We start from the raw sequence: 19,323 nt of genomic DNA on the forward strand, positions 1-19,323 counted from the left end.
AGCAATCCGCTTGCATTCTGAACGAATCCCGCTATACGCGCCGTTCCGATGAGCATAGCTGGCTAGTAAGGGCTGCCATGCTGGCTCCAAAAGGACTCAACGAAAAGGAGACCAAAATGCCCAAGCTCAAGACCAAAAGCGGTGTGAAGAAACGCTTCAAAATCACTGCAAATGGCAAAATCAAGCACGGCGCCGTTGGCAAACGTCACCGTTTGACTCACCATAGTGGCAAATATATCCGCCAGAACCGCGGTACCGACGTCATTTCCGACGCCGATACCAAAACCATCAAAAAATGGGCGCCCTACGGTCTTTAAGATCGCCGCGACTTTTTTACCAACTGGAACATGGCGAGAAAAAGTGAGAACCGGTTTTTCGGTTCAGCCATACGACCACAAAGAATCAAGGATATAGAATATGGCACGCGTCAAACGGGGTGTTACCACCCGCGCAAAACATAAGAAGATTTTGGATCAGGCAAAAGGCTATTATGGCCGCCGCAAAAATACGATCCGTATCGCACGGCAAGCTGTTGAAAAAGCAGGTCAATATGCCTACCGCGACCGTAAGGTTAACAAGCGCAATTTCCGCGCATTGTGGATTCAACGCATCAATGCCGCGGTTCGCGCCGAAGGCATGACATACGGCGTGTTCATGCATGGCCTGAAACTGGCTGGCGTCGAACTCGACCGCAAGGTTTTGGCCGATATGGCGATGCACGAAGCCGCAATGTTTAGCACCATCATTGCGCAGTCGAAGGCCGCGCTGGCAAAGGCCGCTTAAGCAAACCTTCTTCGAATAATGCGCAAATGGGCGTGGGCGGCACTTGCCGTTCGCGCCCATTTGCTTATGGAATAAACAGCCATTTGCTACCAGCCAACAGCCAATTGCGTCATTCCCGCGAAGGCGGGAATCCAACTCCGGATCTTTCGTATGAAGCGCGATTTTCAGCCCGTTGTTTATATGATGGCCAGCCGGAAATATGGCACAATTTATGCTGGCGTGACGTCAAATTTGACACAGCGCGTTCAGCAGCATCGGGAAAATGTTTTTGAAGGCTTTTCAAAAGACAAAAATACAAAGATGCTTGTTTGGTATGAACAGCATATGACAATGGAAACGGCGATTATCCGTGAAAAGCAGACCAAAAAGTGGAATAGGCAGTGGAAAATCAACTTGATCGAGGCGGAAAATCCTGATTGGCGAGATTTAGCGGTCGATTTTGGGTTTCCACCTTCGTGGACGCTAGGCAAATAGGCCGCCTATCTTAGGGTGACGTCACCCCCGTGCAGGCGGGGGTCCGTCACCGGAATTATAAACTAAACGGCGGGTGATGGATTCCCGCCTACGCGGGAATGACGAAAATGGATGATATGGATAGATTATGGACCGGTTTCTATGCAGCCAAATCAGCAGCGGGTACACCAGAGGCCATCACCGTTGTAACGCTCAGCAAATAGGCTGTCTATCTTAAGGTGACGTCACCCCCGCGCAGGCGGGGGTCCATCACCGGAATTATAAACTAAACGGCGGGTTATGGATTCCCGCCTTCGCGGGAATGACGAAGATTATGGATATTGCCAGTATAAACCGGATCATCGCTGATATTAACAGCGCCAGCACGCTGGAAGCGCTCGAAGAATTACGGGTATCCGCGCTTGGTAAAAATGGTCAAATCACCGCATTGATGAAAAGCCTTGGCGGGCTTTCCCAAGAAGAAAAGAAAGAGCTGGGGCCGCTTTACAATGGCTATCGCCGCGATACCGAGCAGGCCATCGCCGCGCGCAAGGATGCGTTGGAGGCAGAGGCACTCAATCAGCGATTGGCCAGTGAGAGCCTCGATATGTCGCTGCCCGCGCCCGCTACTCCGCGTGGCAGCGTGCATCCGGTGTCGCAAACCATGGACGAGCTGGCTGAGATTTTCGCCGATATGGGCTTTGCCGTTGCCGAAGGGCCGGAGATTGAGGATGACTGGCGTAATTTCAGCGCGCTGAACATCCCGGAAACCCACCCGGCGCGGGCGATGCATGATACATTTTACTTCCCGAACAAAGACGCCGAAGGCCGCGACATGTTGCTGCGCACGCATACATCGCCGGTGCAAATCCGCACGATGACGAGCCAGGAACCCCCGATCCGCATCATTGCGCCGGGCCGTGTCTACCGGTCCGACAGCGACGCCACCCATACGCCCATGTTTCATCAGATCGAGGGCCTTGTGATCGACAAGGGGATTCATATGGGGCATTTGAAATGGACGCTGGAAACATTCCTGAAGGCCTTTTTTGAACGCGACGATGTCGTGCTGCGCCTGCGCCCCAGCTATTTTCCCTTCACCGAACCCAGCGCGGAGGTTGATGTTGGCTACACCATCGTGAACGGCAAACGCGTGATCGGCGGCAGCGGCGATGACACAGATGGCGGCTGGATGGAGGTGCTGGGCAGCGGCATGGTGCATCCCAAAGTGATCGCCAATTGCGGGCTGGACCCGGACGTGTGGCAAGGTTTTGCCTTTGGCACCGGCGTCGACCGGCTCGCCATGCTGAAATATGGTATGGATGATTTGCGCGCCTTTTTTGACGGCGATTATCGCTGGCTGGGTCATTATGGATTTGAAGCGCTCGATGTCCCAACACTCAGCGCCGGAGTTGGCAAAGGAGCAGGCGCATGAAATTCTCATTAAGCTGGTTGAAGGCGCATTTGGAAACCGATGCCACCATTACCGAGGTTGCCGATTGCCTGAACCGCATTGGCCTGGAGGTTGAGGGGATCGAAAATCCCGCCGACGCGCTCGCCGATTTCCGTATTGCGAGAGTCATCCGCGCCGCCCCGCATCCGCAGGCGGATAAGCTGCAAGTGCTGAGCGTTGATCCGGGCGATGGCAGCGCCCTGCAAGTCGTATGCGGCGCGCCCAATGCGCGGGCCGGAATGCTGGGCGTATTCGGCCCCGCGGGTGCAACGGTGCCGTCCAATGGCATGCTGCTGAAAGTAGCCGAAATACGCGGCGTTGAATCGAACGGCATGATGTGCAGCGAGATGGAGCTGGGCGCGGGCGAGGACCATGACGGTATCCTCGACCTGCCCGCCGATGCGCCATTGGGCATGGGCTATGCCGATTATGCCGGATTGAACGATCCCGTGATCGATGTCAGCATCACCCCCAATCGTCAGGATTGCATGGGCGTGCGCGGTATCGCCCGCGATCTGGCGGCGGCGGGCCTCGGCACGTTGAAACCGCTCAATGTGCCAGCGGTTACGGCAAAGGGCGCTTGCCCCGTGGAAATTCGCACCGATGACAGCGAAGGCTGTCCCGCTTTTTATGGCCGTGTCATCAAGGGCGTCAGCAACAAAGCCTCGCCCGATTGGATGCAAAGGCGGCTGAAATCGGCGGGCCAAAAACCGATCAGCGCGCTCGTCGACATCACCAATTATGTCATGCTCGACCACGGCCGGCCCAGCCATGCCTATGATCTGGCGCAGCTATCGGGCGCGGTGGTCGCGCGCAAGGCGGTGGACGGCGAAAGCGTTACCGCGCTCAATGGCAAGGAATATAGCCTGACCAGCGGCATGACAGTCATCGCCGACGATAACGGCGTGCATGACATTGCCGGGATCATGGGCGGCGAACATAGCGGGTGCAGCGACGCGACCGCCGACGTCCTTTTAGAGGTGGCCTATTTCACGCCGGAGCGCATTGCCAAAACGGGACAAGCATTAATGCTGACATCCGATGCCCGCACGCGGTTTGAACGCGGCGTTGATCCGGCCTTTCTGGACGACGGGCTGGAAATTATCACCGCATTGATCCTCGACATTTGCGGCGGTGAGGCAAGCGAGATCGTGCGCGCGGGCACGCCGCCTACAGACACGCGGCGCATCGCGTTTGAACCTGCACGCACATTGTCACTGGGCGGTATCGATGTGGCGGCGGATAAGCAGAAAGCGATCTTGGAAAGCCTGGGCTTTGCCGTCGATGCCGAATGGAATGTCACCATCCCCACATGGCGGCGCGATGTGGAGGGCAGCGCCGATTTGGTGGAGGAAGTCGTGCGGATGATCGGCCTCGACCATGTCCCGTCGACCCCGCTGCCCCGCACCGATGGCGTAGCAACGCCGACCGCGACGCCGATGCAGAAACTGGAGCGTAAAATGCGCCGGGCCGCGGCGGCAGGCGGGATGAACGAAGCGATCAACTGGTCTTTCCTGCCCGAAAAAGACGCGGCAGCTTTTGGCGCGAAGGCTGGTCATGGCGATGATTGGACGCTCGCCAATCCGATCAGCGAAGACATGAAAGTCATGCGGCCCAGCCTATTGCCCGGCCTGCTATCGGCGACGGCGCGGAATATGGACCGGGGCGCATCATCGGTGCGCCTGTTTGAAATTGGCCGCCGTTATTTCCGTGCCAAGGACGGCAGCAGCGACGAACGGCTGACGCTCGGCCTGGTGCTGGCCGGCGATAAAACGGCACGCAGCTGGCAAGGCGGCAAGGCAGCTCGCTTCGATGTCTATGATGCGAAGGCGCAGGTCATCGCCCTGCTATCTTCCGCCGGTGTGGCCACCGACAATCTGATGGTCATGGGCTTTGATGATACGGGGCTTGGCGATCATTATCACCCCGGCCAGTCGGCGACATTGCGGCAAGGACCAAAAAACGTGCTGGCAAGCTTTGGCACATTGCACCCGGCAACGGCCAAGGCATTCGACCTTGATGGCGCAGTCGTGGCCGCCGAAATTTATTTGGACGCGATCCCGCAAAAGAAAGCCAAGGGCCCCGCGAATTTCATGCGCCCGGCCTTTGCGCCGCCCGCGCTGCAATCGGTGCGCCGGGATTTTGCCTTTCTGGTGCCGCAGACCACACCTGCCGCCGATTTGCTGCGCGTCATCCGGGGATGCGACAAGGCGAATATCGTCGACGTCTCATTATTCGACCGTTTCGCCGGACAAGGCGTGCCGGAGGGACAAGTTTCGCTCGCACTCGAGGTGGTGATGCAGCCCGCCGATAAAAGCTATACCGATGAGGATCTGAAAGCCATGTCGGATAAAGTCATCGCGGCGGCTGCCAAGGTTGGCGGGGTGTTGCGGGGGTGAGTAAGGATTATAGCAATTCGTCATTCCCGCGCAGGTCGGAATCCAACCTCGTTGCTGGATATTTTCTCTGACGGGGATGCGTAAAATTTGATTTCAGGAGATAGATTCCCGCCTATGCGGGGATGACGGAACGAATTTTAACCGCCCCGATTTTTTATTTAGGCCGTATTTATGACCACCAACAGACGCACCTTTGCTATTATCTCCCACCCCGACGCGGGTAAGACGACGCTGACCGAAAAGCTCCTTTTGCAAGGGGGCGCGATCCATTTGGCCGGCGAAGTCAAGGCGCGGGGGCAAGCGCGGCGGGCGCGGTCCGACTGGATGAAAATTGAACAGCAGCGCGGCATTTCGGTGACATCGTCGGTGATGACATTTGAAAAAGACGGCATCATCTTCAACCTGCTCGACACACCGGGGCATGAGGATTTTTCCGAGGATACCTACCGCACGCTGACCGCCGTCGACAGCGCGATCATGGTGATTGACGCGGCCAAAGGGATTGAGCCGCAGACGCTGAAACTGTTTGAAGTATGCCGACTGCGCAGCGTGCCGATCATCACTTTCGTCAATAAGGTCGACCGCGAAGGGCGCGAATGTTTTGAGATATTGGACGAGGTCGCCGACAAACTGGCGCTCGACGTCTGCCCAATGAGCTGGCCGGTGGGCATGGGCGGCGAATTTGAAGGGATATACGAATTTGCCTCTGGCCGGTTAACGCAGCCGAGCGGCGGATCGAAGGAATATGAAGGCAAACATAGCCTGCATGACGGATTAGACGCGGAAAGCCTGACGGCGCATCTGTCTGAACGCGGCCTTGCGAAATTCCGTGAAAATGCCGAACTTGCGCAAATGGGCTATGCCGAATTTGACCTGGAGGCCTATCGCAATGGCGATTTAACACCGGTCTATTTCGGCTCTGCGCTGAAAGAATTTGGCATCGAGGAAATGATTGGCGCGATCGCCGCCATCGCCCCGCCGCCCCGGCCGCAGCCATCCGATCAAGGCGAGATTTTGCCCGGCGCAAAAGATGTCACCGGCTTTATTTTCAAAGTGCAAGCGAATATGGACCCGATGCACCGCGACCGTATCGCCTTCATGCGGCTGTGCAGCGGCACATTCAAACGCGGGATGAAGCTGATCCCGTCGGGGCATGGCAAACCCGTCGCCATCCATTCGCCGATATTATTTTTTGCGCAGGACCGCGAGATCGCCGATAGCGCAGAGCCGGGCGATATTATCGGTATTCCCAATCATGGCACATTGCGCGTTGGCGATACATTGAGCGAGAAAAACCAGCTGCGCTTTACCGGCCTACCCAATTTTGCGCCGGAAATTTTGCGCCGCGTGGTGTTAAAAGACCCGACCAAAACGAAACAGCTGAGGAAGGCGCTCGACGATCTGTCCGAAGAAGGCGTGATCCAGGTTTTCTATCCCGAAATTGGCGCGCAATGGATTGTCGGCGTGGTCGGGCAATTGCAGCTGGATGTGCTCATCTCTCGGTTGGAGGCGGAATATAAGGTGGAGGCGGTGCTCGAACCATCGCCCTATGATACCGCCCGCTGGTTGATCGGCGGCGACGATAAAATCCGCGCCTTCATGGATATTAACAGCGCCCTGATGGCCAAAGACCGCGACGGCGTGCCCGTTTTTCTGGCCAAATCCGCCTGGGATGTCGGCTATCAACAGGAAAAACACCCCGATTTGAAATTCAGCGCCACCAAGGAACGGTGAGCGGCGGGGGCGGCGTAGACTTTACCCGCGATGCTGGAGTTGCTGGCCGTAGGGCGCGTTAACAACTCATTTACCATGTCCGTTTAACAATGGAATGCCTGTAAATAGGGGCTGTTCCATGGGCCGGAATGTGGTCGACAGATTATTGGGTATTTCGCGCGGAAACAAACGAGCTGCGGCGCTATCGCTTGATATATGCCTATGTATGGCGACGGTTATCGTCGCTTATTATTTGCGCTTGGGGCAATGGACATGGCCGGCCGGCGTGCAATGGGCATCGATTATCGCCGCGCCGATCATCGCCATTCCCATCTTCATCCGATGCGGATTATACCGAGCGATTTTCCGCTATTCTGGTTCGTCCGCGCTTGCCGCTGCGGCCATGGCCGCGATGATTTATGGCATTATCTATGCCGCTATCTTTACGCTATATAGCTTCGCGACGGTGCCGCGCACTGTGGGTTTGATCCAGCCCATATTATTGTTCTTGGCCATTGGCGGATCGCGTGCTTTTGTCCGTTTCTGGCTCGGCGGCGCTTATGATGCGATAGTGAATAGAGAGGCGCGCAGCCGTGTACTTATTTATGGCGCAGGTACCTCCGGGCGGCAGTTGGCCGCCGCACTGTCGGGTAGCAGCGAGCTAAAAATCATAGGTTTTATCGACGACAATCCGGCCTTAAGCGGCAGCATATTGGCGGGGCATAAAATTTATGCCGGCTATGACCTGCCCGGATTATTTGCCGCGCTGAAAATTGACGATGTGTTGCTCGCCCTTCCGACTCTGTCACGTAAACGCCGCAATGAAATCGTCGAACGGATGCGCGGCACGTCGGTTGCGGTCCGCACGCTGCCTGGCCTGAATGATTTGGCGCAGGGCCGAGTGACGGTGAACGATTTGCGCGAGTTAGACATTGAGGATTTACTGGGCCGCGATCCCGTCGTGCCCGATGCCACATTGCTGTCCAAAAATATTGCCGGCAAAACCGTGCTGGTCACCGGCGCGGGCGGATCGATTGGCAGCGAGCTATGCCGCCAGATTTTGTGGTTAAACCCCGCCTCCTTATTGCTGGCGGATATGAATGAATATAACCTATATGCCATTCATGGGGAGCTCGAGCATCAACGTCAGATAGCCAAGCTGGAAACGCAAATACGGCCATTGCTCGCCAATGTAATTGACGCCGCGCGGATGGAAAGCATTATGACAACATGGGTGCCCGACACGGTCTATCACGCGGCCGCCTATAAACATGTCCCGCTGGTCGAACATAATCCGGCGCAAGGGGTGCATAATAATGTTTTTGGAACCATCACGGCCGCCCGCGCCGCTGCGCAGGCCGGTGTTTCAGATTTTGTTTTGATCAGCACCGATAAAGCCGTGCGCCCCACCAACGTGATGGGGGCCAGCAAAAGGTTAGCCGAAATGGCGTTACAGGCGCTTGCGGCGGAAAAGCCCAATACCCGTTTTTCCATGGTCCGTTTTGGCAACGTCCTGGGCAGCAGCGGTTCGGTCGTGCCGCTGTTTCGCGAACAGATTAAGCGCGGCGGTCCGGTAACGCTGACCCATGCGGAGATTACCCGCTATTTCATGACCATTCCCGAAGCAGCACAGCTGGTCATCCAAGCCGGCGCGATGGCCGTCGGCGGGGAAGTATTTGTGCTCGATATGGGTGAACCGGTGAAGATCATCGACCTTGCCCGCAAAATGATTGAACTATCTGGTTCGACCGTGCGTGATGCCGATAATCCGGATGGAGAAATAGAGATTGAGACAGTCGGCCTGCGTCCCGGCGAAAAATTATATGAAGAATTATTGATCGGCAATAATCCCGAACCCACAAGCCACAAACGGATTATGAAAGCCAATGAGATATTTCTGCCGATAGGCGCGCTGCAAATCGGGCTGGATAGCCTGATCCGCGCCTTGAATGCGCATGACGCTCAGATGGTCCGCGACAACCTGAAAATGCTGGTGAGCGATTATACCCCCGATAGTGAAATGGCCGACTGGGTCATGTTGGAACGTCGCAAAAGCCCGCGAGCACCGATTAAAGCAAAATATGAAGGCGGTTTGCGTAAAGCCAGTTAGGGCCTGACCCTTAAACCCGCTTACCCCGGCACTTTCCATACCACCCGGCTGTCATAGCTGCCGGTGGTTTCCAAGCCGTTTGCGCCGCGTGCGGGGGTAAAACGGGCGCGGCGGGTCATGGCGGTGCAGGTCGCTGCATCCAGATCGGCATGGCCGCTGCTGCTGGTTATCTCACAATTGTCGACCCGGCCATCTGACCCGATGGTCAGGCGAAAGGATGTCGTGCCTTCGCGCCGGTCGCGCAGGGCGCTGCTAGGATAATCGCGCATTTCAATCCAGCTGCCTGGGCTACCCTTTGGCTTTGCTTCGGTAACAGCGGCTGCGGAAATGGTTTCAAACCCCGCCGATGCCGCCGCCGTGCTGGCGCTTGCGGTAGAGCCCGAGCCTCCGCTGCGCAGCTCGTCAAGGCAGCTTTGCGCCACCGCCAGCGCAGCCGAACTGCCGCCAAGCGATATATCGGCGAGCGTCAGGCCGTTTACGGTGATGGAAAGCCTTTTGCCCCGGCGCAAATCGGCTTCCAAATCGCTGCTGAAAACGATGATCATACCCCGGCCGGGATAGGCGGAAAGCGGCGCGACATTCATCACCCCGCCATAGCTTTGCCCGTCAATTTCGATGCGGGTCGATGCCTCCCACCCATTGCCCAATGCCCAGCTGAGATTATTCGCCTGAAGATAGATATTCCCATCCAGCCGTTTCAAAATCACGACCTCTGTTCCAGGTCCTGCAAATTCGCTGGAATATAGGCCGCAGCTATTTTCGCCGCTGCTGACATACCAGCCGCTGACATTGCCCCAATCGCGGGCGGCGGCGGGGGATAGGGGGATGGCGAGCAAGGCAGCCGCCAAAATCAGGGGTGATATCTTCATATCGCCCGCGAATAACCCAAGCCGTTTATCGTTACAAGCACCGCCGCGAATCGATGCGGTAAAGCGCGATATGAACGCTTGTTTTTACGGCCACTTGCACGGGCGCTGAATCCCGCTAAATACAGGCGATGGACAAGATAATCGTACGCGGCGGCAACCCGCTTAAAGGCCAAATCCCGATCAGCGGCGCAAAAAACAGCGCGCTTACCCTGCTGCCCTGCGCCTTGTTAACCGACGAGCCGGTGACGCTGCGCAACTTGCCCCGCCTTGCGGATATTGACGGGTTTCAGCATTTGATGAACCAGTTTGGCGTATCGACCAGCATCGCGGGCGCGCGCCCCGAAGATTTCGGCCGGGTGATGACGCTGCAAGCCACCCGGATGACCAGCAATGTCGCGCCCTATGATCTGGTGCGCAAAATGCGCGCGTCCATCCTGGTGCTCGGGCCATTGCTGGCCCGCACGGGCGAGGCGACCGTATCGCTGCCCGGCGGATGTGCCATCGGCAACCGGCCCATCGACCTGCATTTGAAAGCGTTGGAAGCGTTTGGCGCAAAGATTGAAGTCGCCGCAGGTTATGTGAAGGCGACCGCGCCATCGGGCGGCCTTCCCGGCGGCAAATTTACTTTCCCCGTTGTGTCGGTGGGCGCGACCGAAAATGCGATCATGGCCGCCGTCTTGGCCAAGGGCACCTGTGAGCTGAAAAATGCGGCGCGCGAGCCGGAGATTGTCGATCTGTGCAATCTGCTGGTCGCGATGGGGGCGGAGATTGAGAATATCGGACGCGGCAATTTGGTCATCCACGGCAAAGACCGGCTGCACGGCGCGACCTACCGCGTGATGAGCGACCGGATTGAAGCGGGCAGCTATGCCTGCGCCGCAGCGATGACCGGGGGTGACGTTGAACTGCTCGGCGCGAATGAGGAAGAAATGGGCGCGACCGTCGCCGCGTTGCGCGAAGCGGGCGTGCTGGTTGAAGAAACCAAAAATGGCCTGCGCGTTGCGGCACAGGGCAAAATGCGCGCGATCACGCTGACCACCGCGCCCTATCCCGGCTTTGCCACCGATATGCAGGCGCAGTTTATGGCGATGCTGTGCATGGCAGAGGGCACCAGTGTGCTGACCGAAACGATATTCGAAAACCGCTATATGCACGTGCCCGAGCTAAACCGCATGGGCGCGCATATCGAAACCAAGGGCCGCACCGCGATTGTCCATGGCATCAAAGGCTTCACCGGCGCCCCCGTCATGGCCACCGACCTGCGCGCCTCGATGAGCCTGGTGATGGCAGGTCTAGTCGCCGAGGGCGAAACCGAAGTGTCGCGGCTCTACCATCTCGACCGAGGATACGAGCGGCTGGAGGAAAAGCTGGCCATGGTCGGCGCAGACGTGGAGCGTGTGGGGGCGGATTGAGATAGTATGAATGATAAACTGCCTATTTTTATATATTTGATGGCGGTTATATCGCAAGACACAACAGATATGCCGCCAAGGCCACCGGCGCCGCCCGCCCCCGCGCCGCGCCCTGTGATGACCAAATCGGAATGCACCCCCTATTGCACCGTGGAAATACCGGACCAAAGGCGGCCTGTTACACCTATCAGCAATCCGGGCCGATGGGTGATGACGAATGATTATCCGATTCTTGCTTTGCGTGAGGAATTGCAAGGCAAAACCTTCTTTTCTCTGTCGGTCGAAAAATCGGGGAAGATCACGCAATGCGCGATTACCCGTTCCAGCGGTGTTCAAATATTGGATGAAACCGCTTGCAACAATGTCACGAGGCGTGCCCGGTTACAGCCTGCGTTGGATGATCTGGGTAATCCAATTGAAGGAAGTTATAATAGCGCAGTTGCTTGGGCCATCCCGAATAATGTCGGAAGCGTCACGAATGCAGGAAATACGGTAGATTATCCGGCGACGCCAGCAAATGCACCGGCCAGTTGGGTCCGCAATAATGCTTGGATGAATGAATCGAGTTATCAGTTAAAGCCCGATGAAAAATACCAAAAAGTCCAAATTTTGGTGAAGCTAACGGTCGATAAGACGGGCACAGTGGTCAAATGCACTCGCGAAGATAGGCATAGCCCTTATCCTCAACCCTCAGCTGCGTTTAAGAACCAAGCAAATTGCGAGCAAATTAAAAATAACGCCCGGTTTAACCCCTTGGGTGAAGATCAGTTAGGGTTGCTCTCTGACAAAAAGGGAATGCGCTATTTTCTGGCGCATGTCGATGCCAAGATTGTCAGAAAAGTCTTTTAGGCGCAGCTCTCAGGCGCAGCTCTTAAATCTTCTTCGTCATCGCAAAGCGCCTTAGCTGCTCCGCGCCGATCGTAACCGTCTCTTCCTGCGTTACCGTAAATCCCTCCCTTTCAAAGGCGGGCCGCGCGGCGAGGCTGGCATGGGTGGTCAGCCGCGTAATCCCTGCGCCGAGCGCCCGCGCTTCTATCCAGCCATAGAGCGCCGCGAAAATACCCTGCCCGCGATACTGCGGCAAGATATAGGCGAAATCGACATAGCCTAGTGACGCATCATCCTGCGGCTCCAGACTCATAAATCCGGCGGTATGGCCCGCTATATCCGCAATGACGATATGCTGGCGGCAAAGCCGCGCATTCCATTCATCGCCCTGCCTTGGCTCCGGCATCCATGCGCGGCGCTGCGCTTCACTATACGGGCTGGGCAACGCGTGGACGGCATCATACATGATCTGGCCCAAGGCAGGGTAATCGGACTTTGCGGCCCAGCGCAGACGCGGCCCTGCCGCTGCGCCCTGTTTCGCCACCAACCAAACCCGCACCGCGCTTGCCAGCCCCGGCGGGGTTGCGCTTTTGATGCGTTCGGCGTCAATCTGCGCGACCAATGCATTGACCGCTATTCCGCGGGCCTCAGCGGCGGATTTCAGCATATCCCAAAATAGCGGCTCCAGGCTGATGCTAGTTTGATGCCCGTTTATGGTCACGCTGCGTTTGACGGGGGGGTGATAATGATCGGCCATAGCGCGTATCTATTGCCGCCACTGGCAAAAGCCTACAAAATTTTTGGGGTGGATAGCAGCGGTTCAGCATCCTAAACTCTGCGTCCAGTTTCCAACAGAGCGAGTGCGATCATGGCGGACGGTTATCAATCACTTACCGATAAGGAAAAGGATACGTTGCGCCTGTTACTGCGCGGGTATGATGCCAAATCCATTGCGCGGCATTTTGAATTATCGGTCCATACGGTGAATGAACGGCTGCGCAATGCGCGGCAGAAAATGGCGGTATCGAGCAGCCGCGAAGCCGCGCGTCAGCTCTTAAAGGCCGAGGGCAACACCCCCCAAAATGTTGCGGACAAGATAATAGGGGAAGCCAATAACGCTGCCGATGCCGCAGATATGGCGCTGCCCGGTGGCGCAAGGAAACCGGGCCATATGCTTTCCCTTGCGATCATAGGAGGTTTGACCATGTCATTCATTTTAGCCGCATTTGCCTTAACCACGCTGTCGCCGGAAACATTGCCGGCAAGTGCAGATAAGGCCGCCCAAACCGCGCCGCAGGACGTAGCCACTCCGGCCGCCGCAACCGAAAATGAAACCATATTGGCGGCGCGGCAATGGCTCGCGCTGGTCGACGCCCATGATTGGGCCGCGACTTACGCAGCCAGTGGGAAACAATTTCGGGAGCAAAATACGAAGGAAAAATTTGCCGAGGTGGCCCAATCGGTGCAGCCGAAATTGGGCGCGACATTATCGCGGACATTTCAGTCGCAGGAATTTGTCCCCGCCCCGCCGTCTGGATATGAAATGGTGAAATTCCGCACGCAATTTGCGGCAAAGCCCGACACGGTGGAGACGCTTGCGCTAAGCCAAGAGGACGGAAAATGGCGAGTGGTGGGATATTGGCTGAATTTTGATGGTCAGCTATAGGGCAAAAAAAAGGAGCGCCGGCATGGTGATCCGGCGCTCATAGAGACGCAGTGACGCGCGCTTATTTGTACACTTCAACCTTGTCATATTTGGCCTGACCGCCGCCGCCGGTATGTTCGCCCAAAAAGCCGACGCCGGAGGCGCTGTTGTCGCTATACCAATGGTTCATGAACAGGTTCATATTGTTGGAGATGGAAACATTGGCGGTGCGGTAATTATTCTCTTTCCCGTCCGATCCGACCCAAAACCAGCGGATGGTATTTGCCCGCCATTCAAAACCCAATTGCACTAGGCCAGCGCCAAGGTTGAACTGCTTCACATTTTTGCCGCCATTATCGCTGCCTTTGACGAAATAATTGGTATGCAATGTCTTGCCGCCGTTGATGATTTCTATGTCAATTTCATAATGGTTGGTGGCCCCGCCAGTGGTGCCCGTATAAAGAAAAAAGCTGGTATTTCCGCCGGCAAAGGTGCTGGGCGTCACGCGGACCAGATATTTGCCATATTTGAAATCGGACTTCACACTTTTGACTTCGGCGCATTTGTCGGTGTTTGGGTTGACGTTCAAAATCAAATTCCCACCGCTTTTCCAAACTTCGCTCGTGGCAAAGGTGCAGCCGAAGGGCGAACCATTATTCTGTGTCGATACGGTCCATTTTGTTGAATCAGGACCGCCCGTTCCCGAAAAATCATCGACCAGCAGCGCTTGCCCGAAAGCCGTTGATGACATCGTTGTCATGGCGACAAGCGCGGCAGTGACGCATTTTTTCGATATACGCATATTCTCTCTCCTCATTTTTCAAGAACCGGCCAAATCTCCTCAAAAAATGAACCGGTGCGCCGTAATCGCGAAATATGACAAGGTTGTCAAATCTATTTTTGCAGTTTTGTGACAAATATCGAGGCGAAAGAGTTATTATATAATGACGGCAGTGGATTCTGCCGCATTTATGGAAAGCCTGTAGCCTTTCGCTCTACCGCTCTAATGCTTCCGTCCGAAATCGGGCGCATCGTCATCTTGCCCCTGTTCCACGATTGAGCGGCGAATATCGCGGGTGCGGGTGAACAACGCCTCTAAATCCTCGCCCTTGTCATAACGGATTGCCCGTTGCAGCGCGGTCAAATCCTCGCTGAACCGTTGCAGCATTTCCAGCACCGCTTCCTTATTCGACAAAAACACATCGCGCCACATCACGGGATCGGACGCGGCAATCCGGGTAAAGTCGCGAAAACCCCCGGCGCTATATTTAATCACTTCGCTTTGCGTTACCTCGCCCAAATCATCGGCGGTGCCGACAATGGTATAGGCGATCAAATGCGGCAAATGGCTGGTGATGGCGAGCACCATATCATGATGCCGCGCGTCCATAATCTCGACATCCGCGCCCAGCCGTTGCCAAAAAATGCGCAGCTTTTCGGTCGCGGCGCTCGGCGCGTCGGCGGGCGGTGTCAAAATGCACCAGCGCCCTTGAAACAGCGTAGCAAACCCGGCCTCTGGACCGCTTTTTTCGGTGCCCGCCACGGGATGCGCCGGGATAATAACTGCGCCCGGCAACGCAGCGGAAAGCGCGCTCAGCACGCTTTGTTTGCAGCTGCCGACATCGCTGACAACTGCATCTGCGGGCAAATCAGCGGCAAATTCTGCCGCGACCGCGCCCATAGCGCCCACCGGCACGGCGAGCAGCACGAGGTCGGCATCTATGACGGCGGTCCCGGCATGACCTGCAATGTCATCGCAAAAGCCAAGCGGCCGGGCCCGTTCGCGCACACCTGTATCACTGTCATAGCCGGTGACCCGCACCGTGGGCATATTCGCCTTAATCGCGCGGGCAACGGACGAGCCGATCAAGCCAAGGCCGATGATGGTGATCCGAGCGAAAGGCAGCATCAGCGCGCACGTTCCAATATCGCCCGCAGCGCGTTCATGACACCGCGATTTTCCTCTTCGGTCCCGATCGTGATACGCAGCGCATGACCAAGTCCTTGTCCGGCAAGCCGCCGCACGACATAGCCTGCCTCTATCAATTCGCGGTCGGCGGTTTCGGCGGATACAGCGCCGTCAAATATCACCAGCACAAAATTCGCCGCCGACGGAATGGCGCGCAGGCCGTGATTGGCCAGCGATGCGATTTGATCATTCATCCATGCGAGCCATTTGGTATTATGCTCCCGGCTCTTCACCACGAAATCCTGATCGGCCAGCGCCGCAATGGCGGCAGCCTGGCCCGCGCTTGTCACATTAAACGGCCCGCGTATCCGGTTGAGCGTGTCGATCATCCCGCTCGCGCCATAGGCCCAGCCTATGCGTTCGGCGGCCAAGCCGTAAATTTTCGAAAAGGTCCGCGTGACCAGCACATTGTCGTGGCGGCGAGCAAGGTCAAAAGCCGCAGGGCCATCATTGGTCAGATATTCGCCATAAGCCTGATCCAAAACCAATATGACATCGGATGGCAATGCGGCATGCAGCCGCTCAATCTCGCTATCGGGTGTATAGGTTCCCGTGGGATTGTTGGGGTTGGCAAGATAGACCAGCCGCGTCTTTTCATTCACCAACGAGAGCAGCGCATCGACGTCGGTCGCATAATTCGCGTCCGGTGCCATAACAACTTCGGCGCCAATTTTGCGCGTTGCAATTTCATAAACAGAAAAGCCATAGCGGACATGGATAATCTCATCCCCCAAACCGGCATAGCCCGCCGCGATCAGGTTCAGCAGCTCGTCCGATCCCGTGCCGCACACGATCCGTTCCGCCTCAAGCCCATAGGTTTCGGCAAGCTTTGCTCTTAATGCGCCGCTTCCCGGATCGGGATAGCGGGCCACGCCGCCGGCCTGTGCCGCGAGCGCCGCGCTGGCATGAGGGCTGCATCCCAATGGGTTTTCATTGGCCGATAATTTGATCAGCGCGCGGCCATCATCGGCCTTTGCCTTGCCGGGCGTATAGGCATGGATCGCCGAAATATAGTCTTTGGGCTTGGGTATAGTCATGCCGGCGGCATAGCCGTGATTGCACAGGAATCCAATATTCTAATCCAATATTCTATTGTATCGCCGCCTTGGCCTGATAATGGATTGGACATGGGCGCGGATGAACGTTTCGGATTGAACAAGGGCGTAAGGCTGATGGGGCCGGTGCAGCTGGACAATGGCGCCGCCTTTGCCCCGCTTGATTTTGCCTATGAAAGCTATGGCGAGCTGAATGCCGATAAAAGCAACGCGATACTGATTTGCCACGCGCTGACCATGGACCAATATGTCGCCAGCACGCATCCGGTTACGGGCAAGGATGGTTGGTGGGTGAATATGGTTGGCCCCGGCAAACCGATTGATACAGACCGTTACTGCGTCCTGTGCATCAATGTGCTGGGCAGCTGTATGGGCAGCAGCGGTCCGGCCAGCATTGATCCCGGCACGGGCGAGCCATATGCCATGGATTTTCCGGTGATCACCATCGCCGATATGGTGCGGGCGCAGGCGATATTGCTCGACCATTTGGGCATAGACACGCTGGCGGCGGTGGTCGGCGGGTCGATGGGCGGGATGCAGGCGCTGTGTTGGGCCAGCCTGTATCCGCAGCGGGTGCGCAGCGCGGTGGTGATCGCCTCTGCCGCCCGGCATAGCGCGCAAAATATCGCCTTTCATGAGGTTGGCCGCCAAGCCATTATGGCCGATCCCTATTGGCGCGGCGGCGATTATTATGGCGATGACACCCCGCCTGCCAAAGGATTGTCGGTGGCGCGGATGGCGGCGCATATCACCTATATGTCCGAAGCCGGATTGACCGAAAAATTTGGCCGCAATTTGCAGGACCGCGACGCCAAAAGCTTTGGCTTTGACGCCGATTTTCAGATTGAAAGCTATCTGCGCCATCAAGGGATCAGTTTTGTCGACCGGTTTGATGCCAACAGCTATCTCTATATCACCAGAGCGATGGATTATTTCGACCTGGCCGAGGCGCATGGCGGCAACCTGTCCGCTGCATTTCGGGGCAGCCAGACCCGTTTTTGCCTGATCAGTTTTGACAGCGACTGGCTCTATCCCACCGCCGAATCCCGCCGCATCGTCCATGCGCTCAACGCCGCCGGCGCGCCGGTTAGCTTTGTCGAGCTATCCAGCCCCTTTGGCCATGACGCATTCTTGATCGACGCGCCGGACATGAACCGCATCGTCGATGGTTTTTTAAGGGCGGGGGTATGATGGTTGAATTGGATGATACACCGGCTCGGCTGCAATTGGACAAAATCCATGGCTGGCTGGCCAGCAGCTATTGGTCACCGGGTATAGAACGCAGTTTAGTGGAAAAGGCGATTAATGGATCGCACGCGTTGGGCGCATATTCCGGTGATGAACAAATTGGCTTTGCCCGCGCGATTACCGATTATGCAACATTTGCCTGGATTGCCGATGTATGGATTGATGAACCTGCGCGCAGGCAGGGACTTGGCCAAAAAATGGTTAACTGGTTTATCCAACATCCCAGCTTTACCGGTATCCGCCGTATATCCTTGGTCACCGCCGATGCGCATGAAGTATACAGCAAAATCGGTTTTCACAGCCTAATCCGTGCCGATATTTTCATGGAGCGGCTGGCCCCTGATTATGCCGCGCGCTTGCGGGGCATCACATGATCCTTTTACCCGCCGGATATGAACTGCGTGATGGGGCTGATCCGGTCGCAGCCCATGCCTATTTGACCCACAGCTATTGGTCACCCGGCATTGTTTTGGCAAAAATTGAAACCGCTATCGAGAACAGCCTGTGCGTAAGCATTTATTTTAATGGTGAACAAGTGGCGATGGCACGCGTGGTTTCTGATTATTCGGTCTTTGCTTATCTAGCCGATGTCTATGTGCTCAAGGAACATCGAAGCAAAGGCTTGGCCCATGCCATGCTTCTATCCTTGCAAGCCCACCCCCGTCTGCAGGGATTGCGCCGCTGGATATTATTCACCCGCGATGCGCATGAGGTATATGCCCGCACAGGCTGGCAACCATTGGACAATCCCGAACGGGCGATGAAACTTGATTTTCCGGATGCTTTCAAATGACTAAGCTACGCCCTGATCTTGCCATTATCGCCCGCAATGTTGCCGATGGTGCGCGGATATTGGATGTTGGCTGCGGCGATGGGGCGTTGATGGCGGCGCTGCGCGATCACCGCCATGCCGATGCCCGCGGGCTGGAAATTGATCCGGCCAATGTCGCACAAGCGGTCGCACGCGGCCTGCCGGTGGTGCAGGGGGATGCCGACCGCGACCTTGCCGATTATCCCGACAAATGTTTCGATTATGCGATATTGAGCCAGACATTGCAGACGACGATGCGGCCCGATCTGGTGCTTGACCATTTGCTGCGTATCGGGCGGCAGGCTTTTGTCTCTTTCCCCAATTTTGCCTATTGGCGGGTGCGCGCGTCGTTGCTCGCGGGCGGGAGGATGCCGGTGACACCGCATATGCCCGCGCTATGGTATGAAACGCCCAATATTCACCATACCAGCATCGACGATTTCCGCGCTTTCCTGCAAAATAGGGAGGTGAGCGTGACCGGCGCGTGGTTCTTATCAGGCAACCGGCAACGCAGCGGCCGGATGGCCAATTTGCTGGCGGAACATGCGGTATTCCTGTTGAAAAAGGATTAGGGT

At 56.5% G+C, this 19,323-nt stretch carries 19 protein-coding genes and 1 pseudogene; 14 read left to right on the forward strand and 6 right to left on the reverse strand.

What is annotated here, in order from left to right; genetic code table 11:
* Nucleotides 1-116: 116 nt before the first annotated feature.
* The 7 genes from rpmI to ACFOWX_RS12695 all read left to right on the forward strand — a co-directional run bounded on the left by rpmI (nucleotide 117) and on the right by ACFOWX_RS12695 (nucleotide 8,911).
* Nucleotides 117-317, forward strand: a complete 201-nt coding sequence (gene rpmI / locus ACFOWX_RS12665) for a 50S ribosomal protein L35 (RefSeq protein WP_381424669.1) — start codon at nucleotides 117-119, stop codon at nucleotides 315-317.
* A 100-nt stretch (nucleotides 318-417) separates the two neighbouring features.
* Nucleotides 418-783 (forward strand): 50S ribosomal protein L20, encoded by a 366-nt coding sequence (rplT, locus tag ACFOWX_RS12670; RefSeq protein ID WP_381424671.1) that lies wholly within the window; start codon nucleotides 418-420, stop codon nucleotides 781-783.
* Between the two features lie 150 nt (nucleotides 784-933).
* On the forward strand, nucleotides 934-1,257 hold the full coding sequence (locus ACFOWX_RS12675; RefSeq protein WP_381424673.1) for a GIY-YIG nuclease family protein: 324 nt from the start codon (nucleotides 934-936) through the stop codon (nucleotides 1,255-1,257).
* A 301-nt stretch (nucleotides 1,258-1,558) separates the two neighbouring features.
* The gene (gene pheS / locus ACFOWX_RS12680) at nucleotides 1,559-2,671 is read left to right on the forward strand and encodes a phenylalanine--tRNA ligase subunit alpha (RefSeq protein WP_381424675.1); all 1,113 of its coding nucleotides are present in this window, start codon (nucleotides 1,559-1,561) and stop codon (nucleotides 2,669-2,671) included.
* Entirely contained in the window at nucleotides 2,668-5,088 is a 2,421-nt protein-coding gene (gene pheT, locus ACFOWX_RS12685) for a phenylalanine--tRNA ligase subunit beta (protein ID WP_381424677.1), read from the forward strand. The genes pheS and pheT overlap by 4 nt, the downstream gene beginning before the upstream one ends.
* 171 nt (nucleotides 5,089-5,259) lie before the next feature.
* Nucleotides 5,260-6,822 (forward strand): peptide chain release factor 3, encoded by a 1,563-nt coding sequence (locus ACFOWX_RS12690; RefSeq protein WP_381424680.1) that lies wholly within the window; start codon nucleotides 5,260-5,262, stop codon nucleotides 6,820-6,822.
* A 118-nt stretch (nucleotides 6,823-6,940) separates the two neighbouring features.
* Nucleotides 6,941-8,911: a polysaccharide biosynthesis protein gene (locus tag ACFOWX_RS12695; RefSeq protein ID WP_381424682.1), complete on the forward strand. Its 1,971-nt coding sequence runs from the start codon at nucleotides 6,941-6,943 to the stop codon at nucleotides 8,909-8,911.
* Between the two features lie 20 nt (nucleotides 8,912-8,931).
* On the opposite strand, the gene ACFOWX_RS12700 is transcribed toward ACFOWX_RS12695, so the two are convergent.
* Nucleotides 8,932-9,780, reverse strand: coding sequence for an energy transducer TonB (locus tag ACFOWX_RS12700; protein ID WP_381424684.1), 849 nt, complete (start codon nucleotides 9,778-9,780; stop codon nucleotides 8,932-8,934).
* Between the two features lie 128 nt (nucleotides 9,781-9,908).
* Between ACFOWX_RS12700 and murA the strand changes: the two genes are divergently transcribed.
* Nucleotides 9,909-11,192, forward strand: coding sequence for a UDP-N-acetylglucosamine 1-carboxyvinyltransferase (gene murA, locus ACFOWX_RS12705; protein ID WP_381424686.1), 1,284 nt, complete (start codon nucleotides 9,909-9,911; stop codon nucleotides 11,190-11,192).
* Nucleotides 11,193-11,309: 117 nt separating this feature from the next.
* Nucleotides 11,310-12,041 carry an energy transducer TonB gene (locus ACFOWX_RS12710; RefSeq protein ID WP_381424688.1) on the forward strand — a complete coding sequence of 244 codons (732 nt, stop codon included), beginning with the start codon at nucleotides 11,310-11,312 and terminating at the stop codon, nucleotides 12,039-12,041.
* A 22-nt stretch (nucleotides 12,042-12,063) separates the two neighbouring features.
* Here ACFOWX_RS12710 and ACFOWX_RS12715 read toward each other — a convergent pair whose 3' ends face one another.
* Together ACFOWX_RS12715 and ACFOWX_RS12720 are read right to left on the reverse strand one after the other, a co-directional pair.
* Nucleotides 12,064-12,486, reverse strand: a complete 423-nt coding sequence (locus ACFOWX_RS12715) for a GNAT family N-acetyltransferase (RefSeq protein ID WP_381425064.1) — start codon at nucleotides 12,484-12,486, stop codon at nucleotides 12,064-12,066.
* 69 nt (nucleotides 12,487-12,555) lie between these two features.
* Nucleotides 12,556-12,777 (reverse strand): annotated as a pseudogene (locus ACFOWX_RS12720) (ribbon-helix-helix domain-containing protein); the annotation flags it as partial.
* Nucleotides 12,778-12,888: 111 nt separating this feature from the next.
* Between ACFOWX_RS12720 and ACFOWX_RS12725 the strand changes: the two are divergent.
* The gene (locus tag ACFOWX_RS12725) at nucleotides 12,889-13,686 is read left to right on the forward strand and encodes a DUF4019 domain-containing protein (protein ID WP_381424690.1); all 798 of its coding nucleotides are present in this window, start codon (nucleotides 12,889-12,891) and stop codon (nucleotides 13,684-13,686) included.
* Nucleotides 13,687-13,747: 61 nt separating this feature from the next.
* Here the strand turns inward: ACFOWX_RS12725 and ACFOWX_RS12730 are convergent, their stop codons facing one another.
* The 3 genes from ACFOWX_RS12730 to hisC all read right to left on the reverse strand — a co-directional run bounded on the left by ACFOWX_RS12730 (nucleotide 13,748) and on the right by hisC (nucleotide 16,671).
* Nucleotides 13,748-14,467, reverse strand: coding sequence for a glycoside hydrolase family 16 protein (locus ACFOWX_RS12730; RefSeq protein WP_381424692.1), 720 nt, complete (start codon nucleotides 14,465-14,467; stop codon nucleotides 13,748-13,750).
* A gap of 201 nt (nucleotides 14,468-14,668) precedes the next feature.
* Nucleotides 14,669-15,574, reverse strand: coding sequence for a prephenate/arogenate dehydrogenase family protein (locus ACFOWX_RS12735; RefSeq protein WP_381424694.1), 906 nt, complete (start codon nucleotides 15,572-15,574; stop codon nucleotides 14,669-14,671).
* Nucleotides 15,574-16,671, reverse strand: a complete 1,098-nt coding sequence (hisC, locus tag ACFOWX_RS12740; protein ID WP_381424695.1) for a histidinol-phosphate transaminase — start codon at nucleotides 16,669-16,671, stop codon at nucleotides 15,574-15,576. The genes ACFOWX_RS12735 and hisC overlap by 1 nt, the downstream gene beginning before the upstream one ends.
* A gap of 90 nt (nucleotides 16,672-16,761) precedes the next feature.
* On the opposite strand from hisC, the gene metX reads away from it, so the two are divergent.
* From metX to metW, 4 genes are read left to right on the forward strand one after another with little or no spacing between them, the layout of a single operon-like run.
* Complete coding sequence (metX, locus tag ACFOWX_RS12745) at nucleotides 16,762-17,880, forward strand: homoserine O-acetyltransferase MetX (protein WP_381424698.1); 1,119 nt, start codon at nucleotides 16,762-16,764, stop codon at nucleotides 17,878-17,880.
* Entirely contained in the window at nucleotides 17,880-18,311 is a 432-nt protein-coding gene (locus ACFOWX_RS12750) for a GNAT family N-acetyltransferase (protein ID WP_381425066.1), read from the forward strand. The genes metX and ACFOWX_RS12750 overlap by 1 nt, the downstream gene beginning before the upstream one ends.
* Nucleotides 18,308-18,730, forward strand: a complete 423-nt coding sequence (locus ACFOWX_RS12755) for a GNAT family N-acetyltransferase (protein WP_381424700.1) — start codon at nucleotides 18,308-18,310, stop codon at nucleotides 18,728-18,730. The genes ACFOWX_RS12750 and ACFOWX_RS12755 overlap by 4 nt, the downstream gene beginning before the upstream one ends.
* A complete protein-coding gene (metW, locus tag ACFOWX_RS12760) occupies nucleotides 18,727-19,320 on the forward strand; it encodes a methionine biosynthesis protein MetW (protein WP_381424702.1) in 594 nt (197 codons plus the stop codon). The genes ACFOWX_RS12755 and metW overlap by 4 nt, the downstream gene beginning before the upstream one ends.
* Nucleotides 19,321-19,323 lie beyond the last annotated feature (3 nt).

The sequence above is a fragment of the Sphingorhabdus arenilitoris genome, from assembly GCF_042651485.1.
GTDB classification, from domain to species: Bacteria; Pseudomonadota; Alphaproteobacteria; order Sphingomonadales; family Sphingomonadaceae; genus Sphingorhabdus_B; species Sphingorhabdus_B arenilitoris.